This is a genomic window from Delftia sp. UME58 (genome assembly GCF_014170385.1).
Taxonomy (GTDB): Bacteria; Pseudomonadota; Gammaproteobacteria; order Burkholderiales; family Burkholderiaceae_C; genus Comamonas; species Comamonas acidovorans.
Genome location: NZ_LZZV01000052.1, coordinates 75,897 through 91,847, shown reverse-complemented (window position 1 = coordinate 91,847; position 15,951 = coordinate 75,897). Strand labels below are relative to the sequence as shown.

General features: G+C 67.2%; 14 protein-coding genes. 4 read left to right on the top strand and 10 right to left on the bottom strand.

Translation table 11 applies throughout. The annotated features are described in order from the left end of the window. Nucleotides 1-111: 111 nt before the first annotated feature. Nucleotides 112-1,587 (top strand): glutamate synthase subunit beta, encoded by a 1,476-nt coding sequence (locus A9976_RS13510; protein WP_183019429.1) that lies wholly within the window; start codon nucleotides 112-114, stop codon nucleotides 1,585-1,587. A 218-nt stretch (nucleotides 1,588-1,805) separates the two neighbouring features. Here A9976_RS13510 and tatC read toward each other — a convergent pair whose 3' ends face one another. The 10 genes from tatC to galE all read right to left on the bottom strand — a co-directional run bounded on the left by tatC (nucleotide 1,806) and on the right by galE (nucleotide 8,502). After that, complete coding sequence (gene tatC / locus A9976_RS13505) at nucleotides 1,806-2,630, bottom strand: twin-arginine translocase subunit TatC (RefSeq protein ID WP_099750837.1); 825 nt, start codon at nucleotides 2,628-2,630, stop codon at nucleotides 1,806-1,808. 150 nt (nucleotides 2,631-2,780) lie between these two features. Continuing rightward, nucleotides 2,781-3,278 carry a Sec-independent protein translocase protein TatB gene (tatB, locus tag A9976_RS13500; protein WP_012207353.1) on the bottom strand — a complete coding sequence of 166 codons (498 nt, stop codon included), beginning with the start codon at nucleotides 3,276-3,278 and terminating at the stop codon, nucleotides 2,781-2,783. 21 nt (nucleotides 3,279-3,299) lie between these two features. Further along, nucleotides 3,300-3,539: a Sec-independent protein translocase subunit TatA gene (tatA, locus tag A9976_RS13495; RefSeq protein WP_183019428.1), complete on the bottom strand. Its 240-nt coding sequence runs from the start codon at nucleotides 3,537-3,539 to the stop codon at nucleotides 3,300-3,302. Between the two features lie 166 nt (nucleotides 3,540-3,705). Further along, nucleotides 3,706-4,068, bottom strand: coding sequence for a histidine triad nucleotide-binding protein (locus tag A9976_RS13490; protein WP_183019427.1), 363 nt, complete (start codon nucleotides 4,066-4,068; stop codon nucleotides 3,706-3,708). Nucleotides 4,069-4,109: 41 nt separating this feature from the next. Continuing rightward, on the bottom strand, nucleotides 4,110-5,141 hold the full coding sequence (locus tag A9976_RS13485; protein ID WP_183019426.1) for a patatin-like phospholipase family protein: 1,032 nt from the start codon (nucleotides 5,139-5,141) through the stop codon (nucleotides 4,110-4,112). Between the two features lie 20 nt (nucleotides 5,142-5,161). Further along, the gene (locus tag A9976_RS13480) at nucleotides 5,162-5,554 is read right to left on the bottom strand and encodes a hypothetical protein (RefSeq protein ID WP_183019425.1); all 393 of its coding nucleotides are present in this window, start codon (nucleotides 5,552-5,554) and stop codon (nucleotides 5,162-5,164) included. Next, nucleotides 5,551-5,964 (bottom strand): phosphoribosyl-ATP diphosphatase, encoded by a 414-nt coding sequence (locus A9976_RS13475; RefSeq protein WP_012207348.1) that lies wholly within the window; start codon nucleotides 5,962-5,964, stop codon nucleotides 5,551-5,553. The genes A9976_RS13480 and A9976_RS13475 overlap by 4 nt, the downstream gene beginning before the upstream one ends. A gap of 7 nt (nucleotides 5,965-5,971) precedes the next feature. Beyond that, nucleotides 5,972-6,370: a phosphoribosyl-AMP cyclohydrolase gene (hisI, locus tag A9976_RS13470; protein WP_183019424.1), complete on the bottom strand. Its 399-nt coding sequence runs from the start codon at nucleotides 6,368-6,370 to the stop codon at nucleotides 5,972-5,974. A gap of 244 nt (nucleotides 6,371-6,614) precedes the next feature. Continuing rightward, on the bottom strand, nucleotides 6,615-7,415 hold the full coding sequence (hisF, locus tag A9976_RS13465; RefSeq protein WP_183019423.1) for an imidazole glycerol phosphate synthase subunit HisF: 801 nt from the start codon (nucleotides 7,413-7,415) through the stop codon (nucleotides 6,615-6,617). A 76-nt stretch (nucleotides 7,416-7,491) separates the two neighbouring features. Next, a complete protein-coding gene (galE, locus tag A9976_RS13460) occupies nucleotides 7,492-8,502 on the bottom strand; it encodes a UDP-glucose 4-epimerase GalE (protein ID WP_183019422.1) in 1,011 nt (336 codons plus the stop codon). 235 nt (nucleotides 8,503-8,737) lie between these two features. On the opposite strand from galE, the gene A9976_RS13455 reads away from it, so the two are divergent. From A9976_RS13455 to A9976_RS13445, 3 genes are read left to right on the top strand one after another with little or no spacing between them, the layout of a single operon-like run. Continuing rightward, complete coding sequence (locus A9976_RS13455; protein ID WP_183019421.1) at nucleotides 8,738-11,566, top strand: bifunctional glycoside hydrolase 114/ polysaccharide deacetylase family protein; 2,829 nt, start codon at nucleotides 8,738-8,740, stop codon at nucleotides 11,564-11,566. Then, complete coding sequence (locus A9976_RS13450; protein ID WP_183019420.1) at nucleotides 11,532-15,371, top strand: tetratricopeptide repeat protein; 3,840 nt, start codon at nucleotides 11,532-11,534, stop codon at nucleotides 15,369-15,371. Before A9976_RS13455 ends, A9976_RS13450 begins: the two co-directional genes overlap by 35 nt. 25 nt (nucleotides 15,372-15,396) lie before the next feature. After that, nucleotides 15,397-15,948, top strand: a complete 552-nt coding sequence (locus A9976_RS13445) for a penicillin-binding protein activator LpoB (protein ID WP_183019419.1) — start codon at nucleotides 15,397-15,399, stop codon at nucleotides 15,946-15,948. Nucleotides 15,949-15,951: the final 3 nt, after the last annotated feature.

The following is a 15,951-nucleotide window of genomic DNA, read 5'->3' as shown; positions in this document are numbered from 1 at the left end:
TTTGGCAGGCCGCCCGCCAGATTCCTTCTTGCGCAGGTCGTCAAAGGAAGCGAAGGATGCAGGCAGCGGCCCGCATCCATCCCTGCACCCCACACATCAGGACAACGAATCATGGGAAAGACCACCGGCTTCATGGAATATGAACGCCTCGAGGAGGGCTACGCGCCCGTCGTCGAGCGCGTGAAGCACTACAAGGAATTCGTCATCGGCCTCGATGACAGCCAGGCCAAGATCCAGGGCGCGCGCTGCATGGACTGCGGCACGCCGTTCTGCAACAACGGCTGCCCGGTCAACAACATCATTCCGGACTTCAACGATCTGGTCTTCCACGGCGGCTGGAAGAGCGCCAGCGCCGTGCTGCACAGCACCAACAACTTCCCCGAGTTCACGGGCCGCATCTGCCCCGCGCCCTGCGAGGCCGCCTGCACCCTGAACATCAACGACGACGCCGTGGGCATCAAGTCCATCGAGCACGCCATCATCGACCGTGCCTGGGCCGAAGGCTGGGTCAAGCCCCTGCCCAGCAGCCGCAAGACCGGCAAGAAGGTCGCCGTGGTCGGCGCAGGCCCCGCAGGCCTGGCCGCATCGCAGCAACTGGCGCGCGCCGGCCACGATGTCACGCTGTTCGAGAAGAACGACCGCGTCGGCGGCCTGCTGCGCTACGGCATTCCCGACTTCAAGATGGAGAAGTCGCACATCGACCGCCGCGTGGAGCAGCTCGTGGCCGAAGGCGTCAAGATCCGCACCGGCGTGCTGGTGGCGGGCAAGGACGGCCTGGGCGAAGACTCCAAGGTCACCAACTGGGCCAAGGAAACCGTCAGCCCCGAGCAGCTCATGGCCGAGTTCGACGCCGTGCTGCTGACCGGCGGTGCCGAGCAGTCGCGCGACCTGCCCGTACCCGGCCGGGAACTCAAGGGCATCCATTTCGCCATGGAGTTCCTGCCGCAGCAAAACAAGGTCAACGCCGGCGACAAGCTCAAGGGCCAGCTGCGGGCCGATGGCAAGCACGTCATCGTCATCGGTGGCGGCGACACGGGCTCCGACTGCGTGGGCACCAGCAACCGCCACGGCGCCGTCAGCGTGACCCAGTTCGAGCTGATGCCCATGCCGCCCGAGCAGGAGAACAAGCCCCTGGTCTGGCCCTACTGGCCGATCAAGCTGCGCACCAGCTCCAGCCACGAGGAAGGCTGCGAGCGCGAGTTCGCCATCGCCACCAAGGAGTTCATCGGCGAGAAGGGCCAGGTCACGGCCGTCAAGACCGTGCGCATCGAAATGAAGGACGGCAAGATGGTCGAGGTGCCCGGCAGCGAGCAGGTGCTCAAGGCCGACCTGGTGCTGCTGGCCATGGGCTTTGTCAGCCCCGTGCAGGCCGTGCTCGATGCCTTTGGCGTGGACAAGGATGCACGCGGCAACGCCAAGGCCACCACTGACTTCACGGGCGGCTACGCCACCAGCGTGCCCAAGCTGTTCGCCGCCGGCGACGTGCGCCGCGGCCAGTCCCTGGTGGTCTGGGCCATCCGCGAAGGCCGCCAGGCCGCTCGCTCCATCGATGAATTCTTGATGGGCGCGTCCGACCTGCCGCGTTGAGGTAGGCTCCCCCTGAGTCGCTTCGCGCCTTCCCCCTCTCTACTCGCTGCGCGAGGGAGGGGGACGACAGCCTTGCTGCGGGGCGGCCCTTGCTCGCTGTCCCTGGGTTTGAAGTGCGCCAGTTTCGAATGCTCCGGACTGATATGAGAGAGTACGGTGGCTAAAGAAAAAGCCCTTGGTGATGAACCAAGGGCTTTTTGCTTTTCGTGCTGCGGGGACTATTGCGCGGGCTTGTCGTCTGCGGGCTTGTCCACTGCGGTGCCGGGCTCGGCTTCTTCTTCCGGCGCCTTGGAGACGCGGCTGAACCAGCCGGCGCCCAGGATGCCGATCTCGTAAAGAATGCACATGGGCACGGCCAGGGCCAGTTGGGAGATCACGTCGGGCGGCGTGACCACGGCGGCGATGATGAAGGCCACCACGATGAAGTAGCCACGGAAGGACTTGAGCTTGGCAATGTCCACCAGGCCGAAGCGCACCAGCAGCATGACCACGATGGGCACCTGGAAGGCCAGGCCAAAGGCCAGGTACAGCGACAGGATGGCCTCCACATAGGAGGCGATGTCCGGCGTGGCCGCCACGCTGTCCGGGGTGAAGCCCTGGATGAAGGCGAACATCTTGTCGAGCACGAAGAACTGCACGAAGGCGATGCCGATATAGGCCAGCAGGCTGCCGAAGATGATCAGCGGCAGCGCAAAGCGCTTTTCATGGCTGTACAGGCCGGGCGCCACGAAGGCCCACATCTGGTACATGATCCAGGGCAGCACGGCCAGCACGCCCACCATCATCAGCACCTTGAGCGGTACGAAGAAGGGCGTGAACACGCCCACCGCGATGAGCTTGGCATCGGGCGGCATGTGCGCCTTGATCGGGTGGGCGATGAAGTCGATCAGCCCGTTGGGGCCGGGCCACACGGCCAGCACGGCGATCGCCAGACCGATGCCGTAGATGCAATAGAGCAGGCGGTCGCGCAGCTCCATCAGGTGCTGGACGAAAGGCTGCTCGGTGCCTGCCAGCTCGTCGTCTTTAGGTGGAATGTCGGACATGGTGCGAAACCGCGGCGGGCCGCAAGGGCATCCACGGACCTGGGGTGAAAAGCAGAAAGCCCGACGGATCGGGCAGGATTCGGCAATGGCGGGTGCCCGGGTGGCAGAGGCTGGGCTGGTTGCCTCGTGGCCCGCGGCGCGCCGGCATCTTCAGCGGGACTTCTGGGGGCGAAAGCGCGCCACGCGCGCCGCGCCCGACTGCGCCTTGGTGCGCACACCGGCGCGGGCCTTGTACCACTGGGGCACGGCGGCACGCTTGAGGCGCCAGTTCTTGCCCGGGTGACGGTAGGCCGGCGCCACGGCGCTGTACGTATCGCTGTCGGAGCCGTAGGAAGAGGAGTCGTACGAGGAAGACGTGCCGTTGAGCGATGCCGTGGACTCGTTCCAGTCCTTCTCGAAGTTGGCGGCCGAAGTGTGGATGGACTGCTCGACGTCTCGCGCCGCGCCCTCCACGGTGTCCTTCATCTTGCGCAACTCGTCGAGTTCCATCGAACGGTTGACCTCGGCCTTCACATCGGAGACATAGCGCTGGGCCTTGCCCAGCAGGGTGCCGACGGTGCGCGCCACGCGCGGCAGCTTCTCGGGGCCGATGACCACGAGAGCCACGGCGCCGATGAGCGCCATCTTGGACAGACCGATATCAAACATGGAGGCTTGGCTTGCGGACCATCAGCTCTTTTGCTTGGCTTCGACGTCGATGGTGGTCTTGTCGGTGGCTGTCTGGCCGGCGACCTGGCCGGGAGCGGCTGCGGGAGTGTCGGTGGAGGTCGAGCCGTCCTTCACGCCGTCCTTGAAGCCCTTGACTGCACCGCCAAGGTCGGAACCGATGTTCTTCAGCTTCTTGGTTCCGAACACCAGAACCACGATGGCCAGGACGATCAGCCAATGCCAGATGGAAAACGAGCCCATGAGAATCTCTCCTAAGAATTGCAGGTCATTTTAGACGCCGGGCCGTGGCGGCAGTTCGCAAGGCCCCACAAAAGCCGTTTGGCCGACGCAAGAAACAGGGAGTGTCTCAAGCAAGAGACGGGCCATCTTGTGCCGGGCGGCAGCCGCCTGCCGCAGGCGGCGTGTTTCAGCCCTTGAGCCAGGGGCGGGGGCCGCCCATGACGTGGATATGCAGGTGGTGGACTTCCTGGCCGCCTTCGGTGCCCGTGTTGACCACCAGGCGAAAGCCGCCGTCGGGGTACGGGTTGCAGCCTTGCTCGGCGGCCAGGCGGGGCGCCAGCGCCATCAGGCGGCCCAGCAGCGGGGCGTCCTCGGCCCGGACCTGGGCCATGGAGGGGATGTGCTTCTTGGGCACCATCAGGAAGTGGATGGGCGCGCCGGGATGGATGTCGTGGAAGGCGAAGACGTCTTCGTCCTCATAGACCTTGCGGGAAGGGATCTCGCCTTTGGTGATGCGGCAAAACAGGCAGTTCGGGTCGTGGTCGTGCATGGCGCTACAGGAATCCTGGGAGGCTGGCGGTAGGTTGGAAATCAGGCCGGATTGTCGTTGATGCGCAGCGTCTGGCGCACGCCGATGTCGCTGCGGTGCTGCTGGAGCCACTGCTGGCCCTGCTCGCGTCCGAGCTCGAACAGCTCGCGCACGAAGCGCATGTCGGAGCGCGTCTTGGTCGAGGCGCCATAGCCCTTGAGCACGGAGCCGCCGTCCACGCGGTGCAGCAGCACCTTTTTGTAGCGTGTCGGGTCCAGCTTGCCCTGCTCGAGCAGGCGCTTGACGAACTCGATGGCGCGCAGCTCGGCCAGCAGGCCGGCGTTGAAGGTGACCTCGTTCATGCGGTCCATGATGTCGGCCGCCGTGTTGGGCAGATCGGTGTGCTCGATGGGGTTGATCTGTACCAGCAGGATGTCGCTGGACGCCGTGCCGTAGATCAGCGGGTATAGCGCCGGGTTGCCCGAAAAGCCGCCATCCCAGTAGGGCTCGCCGTCGATTTCCACGGCCTTGAACAGCTGCGGCAGGCAGGCCGAGGCCATGACCGCGTCGGCACTGAGTTTTCTGCCCGAAAAGATGCAGCCCCGGCCCGTGCGCACATTGGTGGCGCAGACAAAGACCTTGGGCACGACGCCTTCCACGGGCGGATGCGTCAGCGCCTCGAAATCCACGACCCGTTCAAGTAGCTTGCGCAGCGGGTTGATGTCCAGCGGGTTGGTCTGGTAGGGCGAGAAGAACTGGTTGAGCACGCCCATGAAGGGGCTGCCCGGCAGGGGCGCGCCCCACATCAGGCTGCCCATGGTGCCCACGCCTTCCCAGAGTTCGGTCAGCGTGGCGCGGGCCAGCTCGGCCCCCAGCGCCTGGGCGTCCACCGGATCGCTTTCCTGGCGTGCAGCCTTGGCAAAGCCCTGGGCCAGGGCCACGGCATTCATGGCGCCGGCGCTGGTGCCGCTGATGCCGTCGAAGACAAGGCTGCCGTCTTCCAGCAGCGCATCGAGCACGCCCCAGGTCAGGGCACCGTGCGAGCCCCCGCCCTGCAGGGCGAGGTTGATCTTGCAGGTCGGGGTCGGAGTCATGGCGGTTTGCCCGGGGGCCTTCAGCGGTCCACGGCCTGGTTGCGGTTCATGGCGACCATGCCGCGCACGATGCGGTAGAGGAACCAGATGGAGATGACGGTCCAGGCGATCCAGCCGGGCACGAAGAACAGCAGCCACAGCGGCGCCGTGACCAGGTACAGGATGCCGGCCCAGATCACGCTGCGGATGCGCCACGAGAAGTGGTTCGCCATCCAGCTGCCTTCGGCGTCGCCGCGCTTGATCAGGTCGATGATCAGGGCGATCACCAGCAGCGCAATGCTGGGCTGTGCGCCCGGCACGACGGCGGCCACGGCCACCACCAGGTGCAGCAGGTAGCTGACCCAGCCCCAGGCCTTGAGGCCTTCGATGCGGGACTGGTCCAGGGCACGGACTTCGATGTAATCGTCATTCATGGCAGCGGTCCTTTCTCGTTCACATCACGTTCCTGGGCCTTGCGCAGCGCCTTTTCCTCGATGCCGCTGGTGCCTTCGCGGCGTTCCAGCTCGGCAACGACCTGGGCGGGCGTCAGGCCATAGTGGGCCAGGGCGATCATGCTATGGAACCACAGATCGGCCACTTCGTAGAGGATTTTGCCGGCGTCTCCGCCATGGTCTGCGTCCTTGGCGGCCATGACCACCTCGGTGGCCTCTTCGCCGATCTTCTTCAAAAAGGCATCGGGGCCCTTGTGAAGCAGGCGGGCGACGTAGCTCTTGTCGGGGTCGCCGCCGTTGGCGGGCTTGCGGCTTTCGATGACGGCGGCCAGGCGCGCCAGCGCGTCCTGCGAGGAAGTGTTTGCGGTGTCGTTCATGGTCGTGGAATTCATTTGGAATTCATTTGTAGATCGATTCGGGGTCTTTCAAGACCGGATCGACGGCCTGCCACTGGCCGTTCTGCAGCACGCTGTAAAAGCAGCTGTGGCGCCCCGTGTGGCAGGCAATGCCGGGCTCGTGGCCGGTCTGGGTGATCTTGAGCAGGACCACGTCGTTGTCGCAGTCGATGCGCACCTCGTGCACGGTCTGCACGTGGCCCGATTCCTCGCCCTTGAACCACAGCTTGTTGCGCGAGCGGCTGAAGTAGACGGCGCGGCCCAGCTCGGCCGTCTTGGCCAGGGCCTCGCGGTTCATCCAGGCGAACATCAGCACGTCGCCCGTGTCCTTTTCCTGCGCGATCACGGGCACCAGGCCCTGCGCATCCCATTTGACTTGATCTAGCCAGTTCATTGCCTGCATTGTGAATATCCTGGGTGGGCATCCCTGTGACAGGATTGTCAGGAATTGCCTGGATTGAAAATACACCCCCTGAGTCGCTTCGCGCCTTCCCCCTCTCTCGCTGCGCGGGAGGGAGACGACAGCCTTGCTGCGGGGCGGCCCTTGCTCGCTGTCCCTGGTCCCTTGGGCCGCGCCGGTTTCATGGGTTGTGGGCGGCGCGAGCGCCATGGAAAACTGAAATGAAGGAGTCTGCCGACGCGCCGTATCAGAGGCGCACGGGCACGCCGCGCTCGGCCATGCGCTGCTTGGCCTGGCCCACGGTGAATTCACCGTAGTGGAAGATGCTGGCGGCCAGCACGGCGTCGGCGCCGCCCAGGGTCACGCCATCGGCCAGGTCGTCCAGCGAGCCTACGCCGCCCGAGGCGATCACGGGCACGGGCACGGCGTCGCTGACGGCGCGCGTGAGCTTCAGGTCGAAGCCGGACTTGGTGCCGTCGCGGTCCATGCTGGTCAGCAGGATCTCGCCCGCGCCGCGGCGCGCCATTTCGGTGGCCCACTGCACGGCATCCAGGCCGGTGTTCTTGCGTCCGCCGTGGCTGTACACGTCCCAGCCGGGGCCGGCGGCGCGGCCATCGGCGCCGATGCGCTGCTCGTCCTCGGCCGTGCGCCGCTTGGCGTCGATGGCCACGACGATGCATTGCGCGCCGTACTTGTCCGAGGCTGCATTGATCACATCGGGATTGGCGATAGCGGCCGAGTTGAAGCTGGTCTTGTCGGCGCCCGCGTTGAGCAGGCGGCGCACGTCCTCGACGGTGCGCACGCCACCGCCCACGGTCAGCGGAATGAAGACCTGGCTGGCCACCGATTCGATGATGGGCAGGATCAGGTCGCGCCCGTCGCTGGTGGCCGTGATGTCCAGGAAGGTCAGCTCGTCCGCGCCCTGGGCGTTGTAGCGCGCGGCGATCTCCACCGGGTCGCCCGCATCGCGCAGTTCCACGAAGTTCACGCCTTTGACGACGCGCCCTCCCGTGACGTCAAGACAGGGGATGATGCGTTTGGCAAGCATGGGCAGACTCGTGGCTAGGGCGTGAAACAAGGGCGAAAAGATACCACGCCCTCGGCGCCCGCAGGCGCTGCGGGGTTCAGCGCTTGAGGCCTGCGGCCTGGCTTTGCCAGCGCCATGCGTCCTCGCACATGCGGTCCAGGTCCAGCATGGCCTTCCAGCCCAGCAGGCGCTCGGCCTCGGCGGGGTCGGCCCAGCACTGGGCCACGTCGCCGGGACGGCGCGCCACGATCTGGTAGGGCACGGGGCGGCCGCTGGCGCGCTCGAAGGCCTTGACCATCTCCAGCACCGAGACCGGGCGCCCCGTGCCCAGGTTCACGGTCAGCAGGCCCTGCTGCTCGCGCAGATGGCGCAGCGCCGCCAGGTGGCCGCGCGCCAGGTCGGTGACGTGGATGTAGTCGCGCACACCCGTGCCGTCCGGCGTCGCATAGTCATCGCCATAGACACTGAGCTGTTGGCGCTGGCCGATGGCGACCTGCGAGACGTAGGGCATGAGGTTGTTGGGGATGTCGCGCGGGTCCTCGCCGATCAGGCCGCTTTCATGGGCGCCCACGGGGTTGAAGTAGCGCAGCCTTGCCAGGCTCCACTGGCCGGGCTCGGCGCGGTCCAGGTCGGCCAGCATTTCCTCGATCCACAGCTTGCTGCGGCCGTAGGGGTTGGTGGCGGACAGCGGAAAGTCTTCGCGGATCGGCAGGCTGGCCGGATCGCCGTAGACCGTGGCCGAGGAGGAGAACACCAGGCTGCGCACGCCCGCCGTCCGCATGGCCTGCAGCAGGGCCACCGTGCCGCCCACGTTGTGTTCGTAGTAGCGCAGCGGCTGGGCCACGGACTCGCCCACGGCCTTGAGCGCGGCGAAGTGGATCACCTCGCGGATGGAGTGCTCGGCAAACAGCCGGTCCAGCGCGGCGCGGTCGCGCACGTCGCCTTCGACGCACGGCGGGCGCCGGCCCGTGATGCGTTCCATGCGTTCGAGCACATCGGGGCTGCTGTTGCTGAAGTTGTCGTAGATCAGGTAGGGCTCGCCCGCAGCGGCGAGTTCCACGCAGGTATGCGAGCCGATGAAGCCGGCGCCGCCTGTGACCAGAATCATGAATACCTTTCATTGGTGATTTTCTGCCTGCCTAGTATCGCCATAACCCAGCTTCCCCCCAGGCTTCAAGAGCGCCGAGCACAAAAGTAGGGAGAAGACCTGTTTGCAGACAAAAACCGGTATGCTCGCGCCCGCATTTCGTCGGACTGACGATAGCTTTTATCAAATCGACAAGAAATTTGATGTACAAAAACTATGAATTGGCAATGCGTGGCCATGCCCCGAGGAGAAGGCCGTGAACGCTTTCCTGCGAACCTGCCTGTTCTGCTGGGGGCTGTTGTGCGGCTGGGCAGCACAGGCCGTCGAGCCGGCGGTTGCCGTCTATTACGGTAACAAGGCCTCGCTCAGTGAACTGAGCCTCTACGACATCGCCGTCGTGGAGCCGGGCCACGGCTACGACCCCGTTCAATTCCGCAAGCAGGCTCCGGGCAGCGAACTCTACGCATACGCCTCCGTGGCCGAGGTGCTGCCCGAGCGCGCCTACTTCAGCAAGATTCCCGAGGCCTGGAAGATGGCGCGCAACGGCGCCTGGCAGTCCATCGTCCTGGACCAGACGCCTGCCCAGTGGCCTGCCTTCTTCGCCGACGAGGTGATCGCACCGCTGTGGAAGCAGGGCTTTCGCGGCTTCTTCCTGGACACGCTGGACTCCTACCGCCTGGCGGCGAATTTCGACGAAAAGGCCCAGCAGGACGGCCTGGTGCGCGTCATCGAGACGCTGCACCAGCGCTACCCCGGCATCCGGCTGATCCTGAACCGGGGCTTCGAGATCGTGCCGCGCGTGCGCGACAAGGTGCAGATGGTGGCGGCGGAGTCGCTGCTGCGGGGCTGGGATGCCAGTCTCAAGCGCTATGTGAACGTGCCCGAGAAGGACCGTGAATGGCTTCTGCAGCAACTGCAGACCATCCGTGAGCGTGACCGCCTGCCGGTGCTGTCCATCGACTACGTGGCCCCGCACGACCGCGATGCCACGCGCGAGACGGCCCGCCGCATTGCGCAGCTGGGCATCATCCCCTGGGTGTCGGATGCCGGCCTGCAGACCCTGGGCATAGGCCAGGTGGAGGCGGTGGCGCGCAGGGTGTTGATTCTCTACAACGGTGCCGACTATCCGTCCATCAACGGCGCATCGGCGCACCGCTTTCTGGAAATGCCCATCAACTACATGGGCTACGTCGCCGACTACGCCGATGTGCGCGAGCCCCTGCCCGAAGGCGTGTCGCGCGACCGCTATGCCGGTGTGGTGAGCTGGTTCGGCGGCGCCGTGCCCGATATGCGGGCCAAAGGCGTGCGGCAGTGGCTGGCCAACCAGGTGCAGCAGGGCATGCCGCTGCTGGTGCTCAATACGCTGGGCCTGTCCCAGGACCGCACCATGTCGGCCGCCCTGGGCACGCGCAGCACGGAAGCGGCACCCGTGTTCCCGCTGCGGCGCGCCGAGCAGGCCCCGCTCATGGGTTTCGAGATACCGCCGGCCGAGCCCGCGCACGACTACGAAGGCTGGGAGTTCACGCCGCAGATGGCCAAGGGCAGCCGCGAGTTGCTGTCCTTCGACGACAAGCGGGGGCGCCGCTTCGTGTCGGCCGCCATCACGCCCTGGGGTGGCTTTGCGCTCATGCCCTATGTGGTGGTGAGCATGCCGGGCACCGACCAGTCGCGCTGGGTGATCGATCCCTTCGCGCTGCTGCGCGAGGCGCTGCGCCTGAAGGATTTCCCCGCGCCCGATGTCTCCACGGAGAACGGCCGCCGCCTGTTGCTGGCCCATGTGGATGGCGACGGCTTTCCCTCCAGGGCCGAGCTGCCGGGCACGCCGTTCGCCGGTGAAGTGCTGCGCCGCGAGATCCTGGAGCGCTACAGGATCCCGCACACCATCTCGGTCATCGAGGCCGAGGTCTCGCCGCAGGGCCTGTATCCGCAGTGGGCCGAGCAGCTGGAGGGCATTGCCAAGCGCATCTTCGCCATGCCCCATGTCGAGATCGCCAGCCATTCCTACTCGCACCCCTTCTTCTGGGAGCCCGGGGCGGCGCCCAACGAGGACGACAGCAAGGAGGTGAATCTCAACCTCCACATCCCCGGCTACCAGATGGACATGAACCGGGAGATCAACGGCTCGGTGGACTACATCCGCAAGCGCCTGGCGCCGCCCGGCAAGCCGGTGGACGTGTTCCTGTGGACCGGCAACACGGCGCCCAGCGCCGAGGCCCTGGCCATCTCCGATGCCGCCGGCCTGCTCAACATGAATGGTGGCGACACGGCCATCACGCGCAGCAATCCCTCGCTGACCGAGGTACGCAGCTGGGGCCTGCGCAAGGGCGGCCACCTGCAGATCTATGCGCCCGTCACCAACGAGAACATCTACACCAACCTCTGGCACGGGCCGTTCTACGGCTTCGAGCGCGTCATCGAGACCTTCGAGATGACCGAGGCTCCCCGGCGCCTGAAGGCCGTGGACATCTACTACCACTCCTACTCCGCCAGCAAGCAGGCCAGTATCAAGGCCCTGCACAGGATCTACCAGTGGGCGCTGGCGCAGCGGCTGAACCCGGTCTACAGCTCCGAGTACATCCGCAAGGTGCAGGATTTCTACGAATTCGCCATCGGCCGCGACGCGCAGGGCTGGCGCCTGCGGGGCCCGGGCCAGCTGCGCACGCTGCGCATGCCGCCCGGCATGGCCCTGCCTTCCATGGCTGCCAGCAGCGGCATTGCCGGCTATGCCAAGGGGGCGGACGGCAGCTACCTGCACCTGGCCGGCAGCGCCGGATACTTGGTGCAACAGACGCAACAGGACGCCGCAGGCGCGGCCGCCCACGCGTCGCGCCCCTATCTGGTGGATGCCAATGCCCGGCTCACGCAATGGCAGCCCCAGGCCGACGGCGGCGTGCGCTTCGCCCTGCAGGGCCATGTGCCGCTGGAGCTGCGCATGTACCTGCCGGCCGGCTGTTCGCTGAGTTCCGCGAACGCCGCCACGCCCCTCCTTGCCGTGGCGGGTGCCGATACCGGCAACGCCAACCTCCGTTCCTTCAGAAGTACCCAAAACAGTGTCGAACTCCAAGCGCAATGCCGGGGGCTCTGAGCGCCCCATCACGGTTCCCTTCTGGCTGATCGCGCTGCTGGCGGTACTGATCGGTGGCGCCCTGTGGATGCTGTTTCCCAAGCAGGATCTGGAGCGCCGGCTCTCCGTCACCGGAGATGACTCCGAGCTGTCCTACAACTACCTGAGCAACCTGCTCAAGAGCGATCCCGGCAACGAGAACCTGCGCGCCCTGCTCAAGGCCAAGGAAGAGCGCCTGCAGGCCATCAAGCTGGCGCGGGAAGAGGCGGCCAGGCAGGCACTGCCCAGCGCAGCCGTCCAGGCCTGGGACCACTGGCAGGCCGCCTACCAGGGCTATCTGGAGGCGCAAAAACAGGACCACCGCGCGGGCGGCCAGGCCGAGGCGCTGGCGCCGCAGGTGATGCAGGCGTTGAAGGACGTGCCGCTGCAGGGGCTGACCCAGGAGCAGGCGCTGTACCTGGCCTCGTCGGCGCTGGTGCTCAAGGACGCACCGCTGGCCCTGGGCATCTACGACGACGTGGCAGAGCGCCAGCCCGATCCCGCGCGCAAGGCGCAGGTCTATGAATCCGCAGCGCGGCAGGCGCTGGGCATGTCCCTGTACGAGGAATCGGCCCGGCTGCTGCGCCAGGCCAGCGCCACGACCGAAGACGTCCGGCAGTCGCGCGCCTACCTCTGGCAGGCCCTGCAGGTGCTGCAGTCCGGCAACCGTGCCAACGAAGCGCTGGCGCTGGCGCGCCAGCAGGAAGAACTGCTGGGCAGCGACCCCGAGACGCTGCGAAAGCTCATCGGCCTGGCGCGCGCGGCCGGCAACCGGGCCGAGGCCGAGCGCTATGCCAAGCGGCTGCTGCAGCTGTCCCTGCTGCAGCAGTGGCAGACGCAGGTGGCCGGGGCTTCGGGTGCCGGTCCGGCCCCGGTTGCCGACGACGGCGCCTGGGCGCTGCAGCCCGTGGCCTGGACCGCGCCGGGCTGGCGCATGCTGCGCACGGCCGATCCCGTGCGCAAGCCGCCGCCGGGCCTGCCCTTTGACGACAAGACCTACCTGCTGGGCTACGAGGTGTTCCTCGAAAACCGCAACCTGGAAGATGCCTGGCGCGTGGCCACGGCCGCCGTGCGCCAGGCGCCGCAGGACATGGCCTGGCGCGAACGCCTGGCCCAGGTGTCCGAATGGATGGGGCAGCAGCAGCAGGCCCTGGACAGCTGGCTGGTCATTGCGCAGAACACAGGGCGCGAGGATGCCTGGAAGACGGTGATGCGCCTGGCGCCGGGCCTGTTCGACGACCGCGCCCTGATTGCCGGCCTGCGCCACCAGTTGAGCCGCCGTCCCCAGGATGCCGCGCTGCAGCAGGCGCTGGTCCAGGCCTACGAGCGCCAGGCCGAGCCCGGCGAGGCCATCGACTATCTGCAACAGCACGGCAGCACGCCGCAGTCGCAGATCCTGCTGGCCCAGCTGGCCGAACGCGCAGGCCGGTCGCAGCTGGCGCTGCAGGCCTGGAAGCGTGTGCTTGCCGATCCCGAGCAGCGCACGCCGGCCCATGCCATGCCCGCCGCCGTGCTCGCGCTGCTGCAGGGCGAGCCGGCCCTGGGCCTGCGCTGGCTGGAGGATGCGCAGACGCGCATTCCCGCCGGCATGCAGGACGAGGGCGAGTACTGGCGCCTGCTGGGCGACCTGGCCCAGGACCAGCGCCAGGAAGCGCTGACGCTGAAGGCCTACCGCCGCCTGCTGCAGACGCCGCACGCCGGCATCAGCGACTACGACGAGGTGATACGCCTGCTGCAGCGCGCGGACCGGCGCGAGGCGGCCCGGATGTCCCTGCACGCCTGGGAGCAGTTCCATGACGTGCGCCATCTGACGCAGGCCTTCTACCTGCTGGAGGACCTGGAGGACTGGACCCAGATCGGCAGCCAGGTCGAACGCATCTTGGCCGACCCGGCCCTGGTCAAACGCCTGCAGGGCCAGCCCACCTTCTTCCAGATACTGGGCGCCTACTACCAGCGCACGGCGCAATCGAAAAAGGCCATGGAGGCTTTCGAGCAGGGCCTGGCGCTGGACCCCGGCTCCACGCCGCTGCGCCAGGGCCTGATGTGGCTGCTGATCGACACGCAGAATGCGGCGGCCCTCAAGCTGCTGCTGGCTGCGGCCGAGCCTGTCTGGGCGCGCGATGCCGACATGCACGGCGCCCTGGCGGCGGCCTATATGACGCTGTCGCGCCCGGCCGTTGCGCTGGAGCGCTATCTGAAGCCGCACCGCGCCGAGCATGCCGACGACTTCCTGTGGATGATGCAGTACGCCGACGCGCTGGAGCAGAACCAGCAGGCCGATCGGGCCTGGAGCCTGAGGCAGCAGCTGTGGACGCGCGAGAAGGTGCGGGCACGCGCCCAGGACGGCGCCGCGGCCCTGGCCGCCCGCAAATGGCTGACGGCCGAGGGGCTGGACGAGGTCCAGCGCCAGGCCCGCAGCCGGCTCATGCTCTTTCATACCCAGGGCGATGCCGAATTCGCCCTGATGCGCGAGCTGCTGCGCATGGACCTGGAAGGCGGGCGCCGCGAGCATTCCGCCGCTGCGGCCGAGCTGGCCATTGCCTGGCTGCAGGAGCGCGGCGAGTACCAGGCCGAGCGTGGCTACCTGTGGCAGCAGTACGCGCGCAGCCGCAGCAAGAGCACCAACTCGCCGCTGTGGGCCGAGATCACGGTGGCCCTGGCGGAAAAGGATGTGGCCCAGGCCGGGCAACTGCTGCAGCGCCATGACGAGGCGCTGCCGCGCTATGACCGCATCAACGCGGCGGCCATGGTGGGCGATGTGCGGCTGGCGCAGACGGCGGCCTTCGAGAACATGGCCGACCAGCCCGACGACGATCCCCTGCACCTGGCGCTGACCGAGCAGCTGCTGGCCTTCAGCGACTACGGCGGCCTGCAACTGCGCAACCGCCGCATGGACGCCATCGACGAGCAGGTCTCCCGGCTGCGCTGGCATGTGGGCCTGAACCCCCGCTGGGCGCTGGACCTGGATGCCGAGGACGTGCGCCGCACGGTCAATAAAAGCACCCTGGTGAACGGTCCCTCGCAGGAGCGGGGCATCGGCCTGCGCCTGACGCGCAGGACGCAGTCGGCCTCCAGCGGGTTCATGCTGGGCCGGCGCGAAAGCCTGCAGGGCTACACGCCCATGCAGTTCACGCAGACCTACAACGTGGACAGCCGCTGGAGCCTGCAGGCATCGCTGGGCCGGCACCTGGCCACGCAGGAAACGCTGGCCATGCGCATGGGCGGCATGAAGGACCGCGTGTCGCTGGGCAGCAGCTACCAGCTCTCGCGCCTGGACCAGATCACGCTGGAGCTGGCATCGGAGCGCTACCGCGTGCAAAGCGGCGCGCGCGTGGGCTCCGGCAACCATGCGACGCTGCAGTACCTGCACACCTACCGCAGCGAGGCGCCCACCCTGCAGCTCGGCGCCTTCACCTCCTGGCACCGCTACAGCCGCAACGACCCGGCGCTGCTGCAGGGCCGGGATGCGGCCATCCTGGGCTACCTGCCGCCGTTCAACGATCCCACCATCGACTATCTGCTGCCGCGCAGTTTCCGCTTCTCGGGCCTGCAGATGATGTTCAACACGGGCTACGAGCAGCAGTACACGCGCGCGCTGCGGCCCTATGCCAGCCTGGCCCTGACGCACCACAGCGTCAACGGCGCGGGCTACGAGCTGGGCATGGGCCTGGCCACCAGCCTGTTCGGCGCGGACCACCTCGCGCTGGGCCTGAACCTGTCCAAGTCGGGCATCAACACCGTGGGCAATACCCGCGAGCTGTTGCTGACCTACCGCCTCCATTACTGATCCGAAGACTTCAAGGAGCCTCTCCATGACACACCGCAACACTTTCGCCTCCCGCCTTCGCGTGCTCACGAGTATTGCCCTTGTCGGCCTGCTGTCTGCCTGCTCCACCATCGACCGGGGCACGGCGCCCGCGCTGGAGACGAACGCCAGCTGGGCCGTACTGCCCTTCGAGAACCACACCGAAACGCCCATGGCCGGCAACCGCGCCGCCGCCATTGCCACGGCGCTGATCAATGCGCGTGGCGTGGGCCAGGTCAAGCGCTACACGGGCGATGCACTGCAGGAAACCCTGTTCGACGGCCGCGAAGCCAAGCGCCGCGACGACGCCCTGGCCTGGGCGCGCGGCGAAGGCGTGCGCTATGCGCTGACGGGCGCGGTGGACGAATGGCGCTACAAGGTGGGCGTGGACGGCGAGCCGGCCGTGGGCGTTACCTTGGAGATCGTGGACGTGGGCACCGGCGCCACCGTGTGGAGCGGTGCGGGCGCGCAAAGCGGCTGGAGCCGCGAGGCCCTGGCCGCCGTGGGCCAGAAGCTGATCCGCAACCTGCTGGGCACGGGCCTGGCCAACGCCCGATAAGCG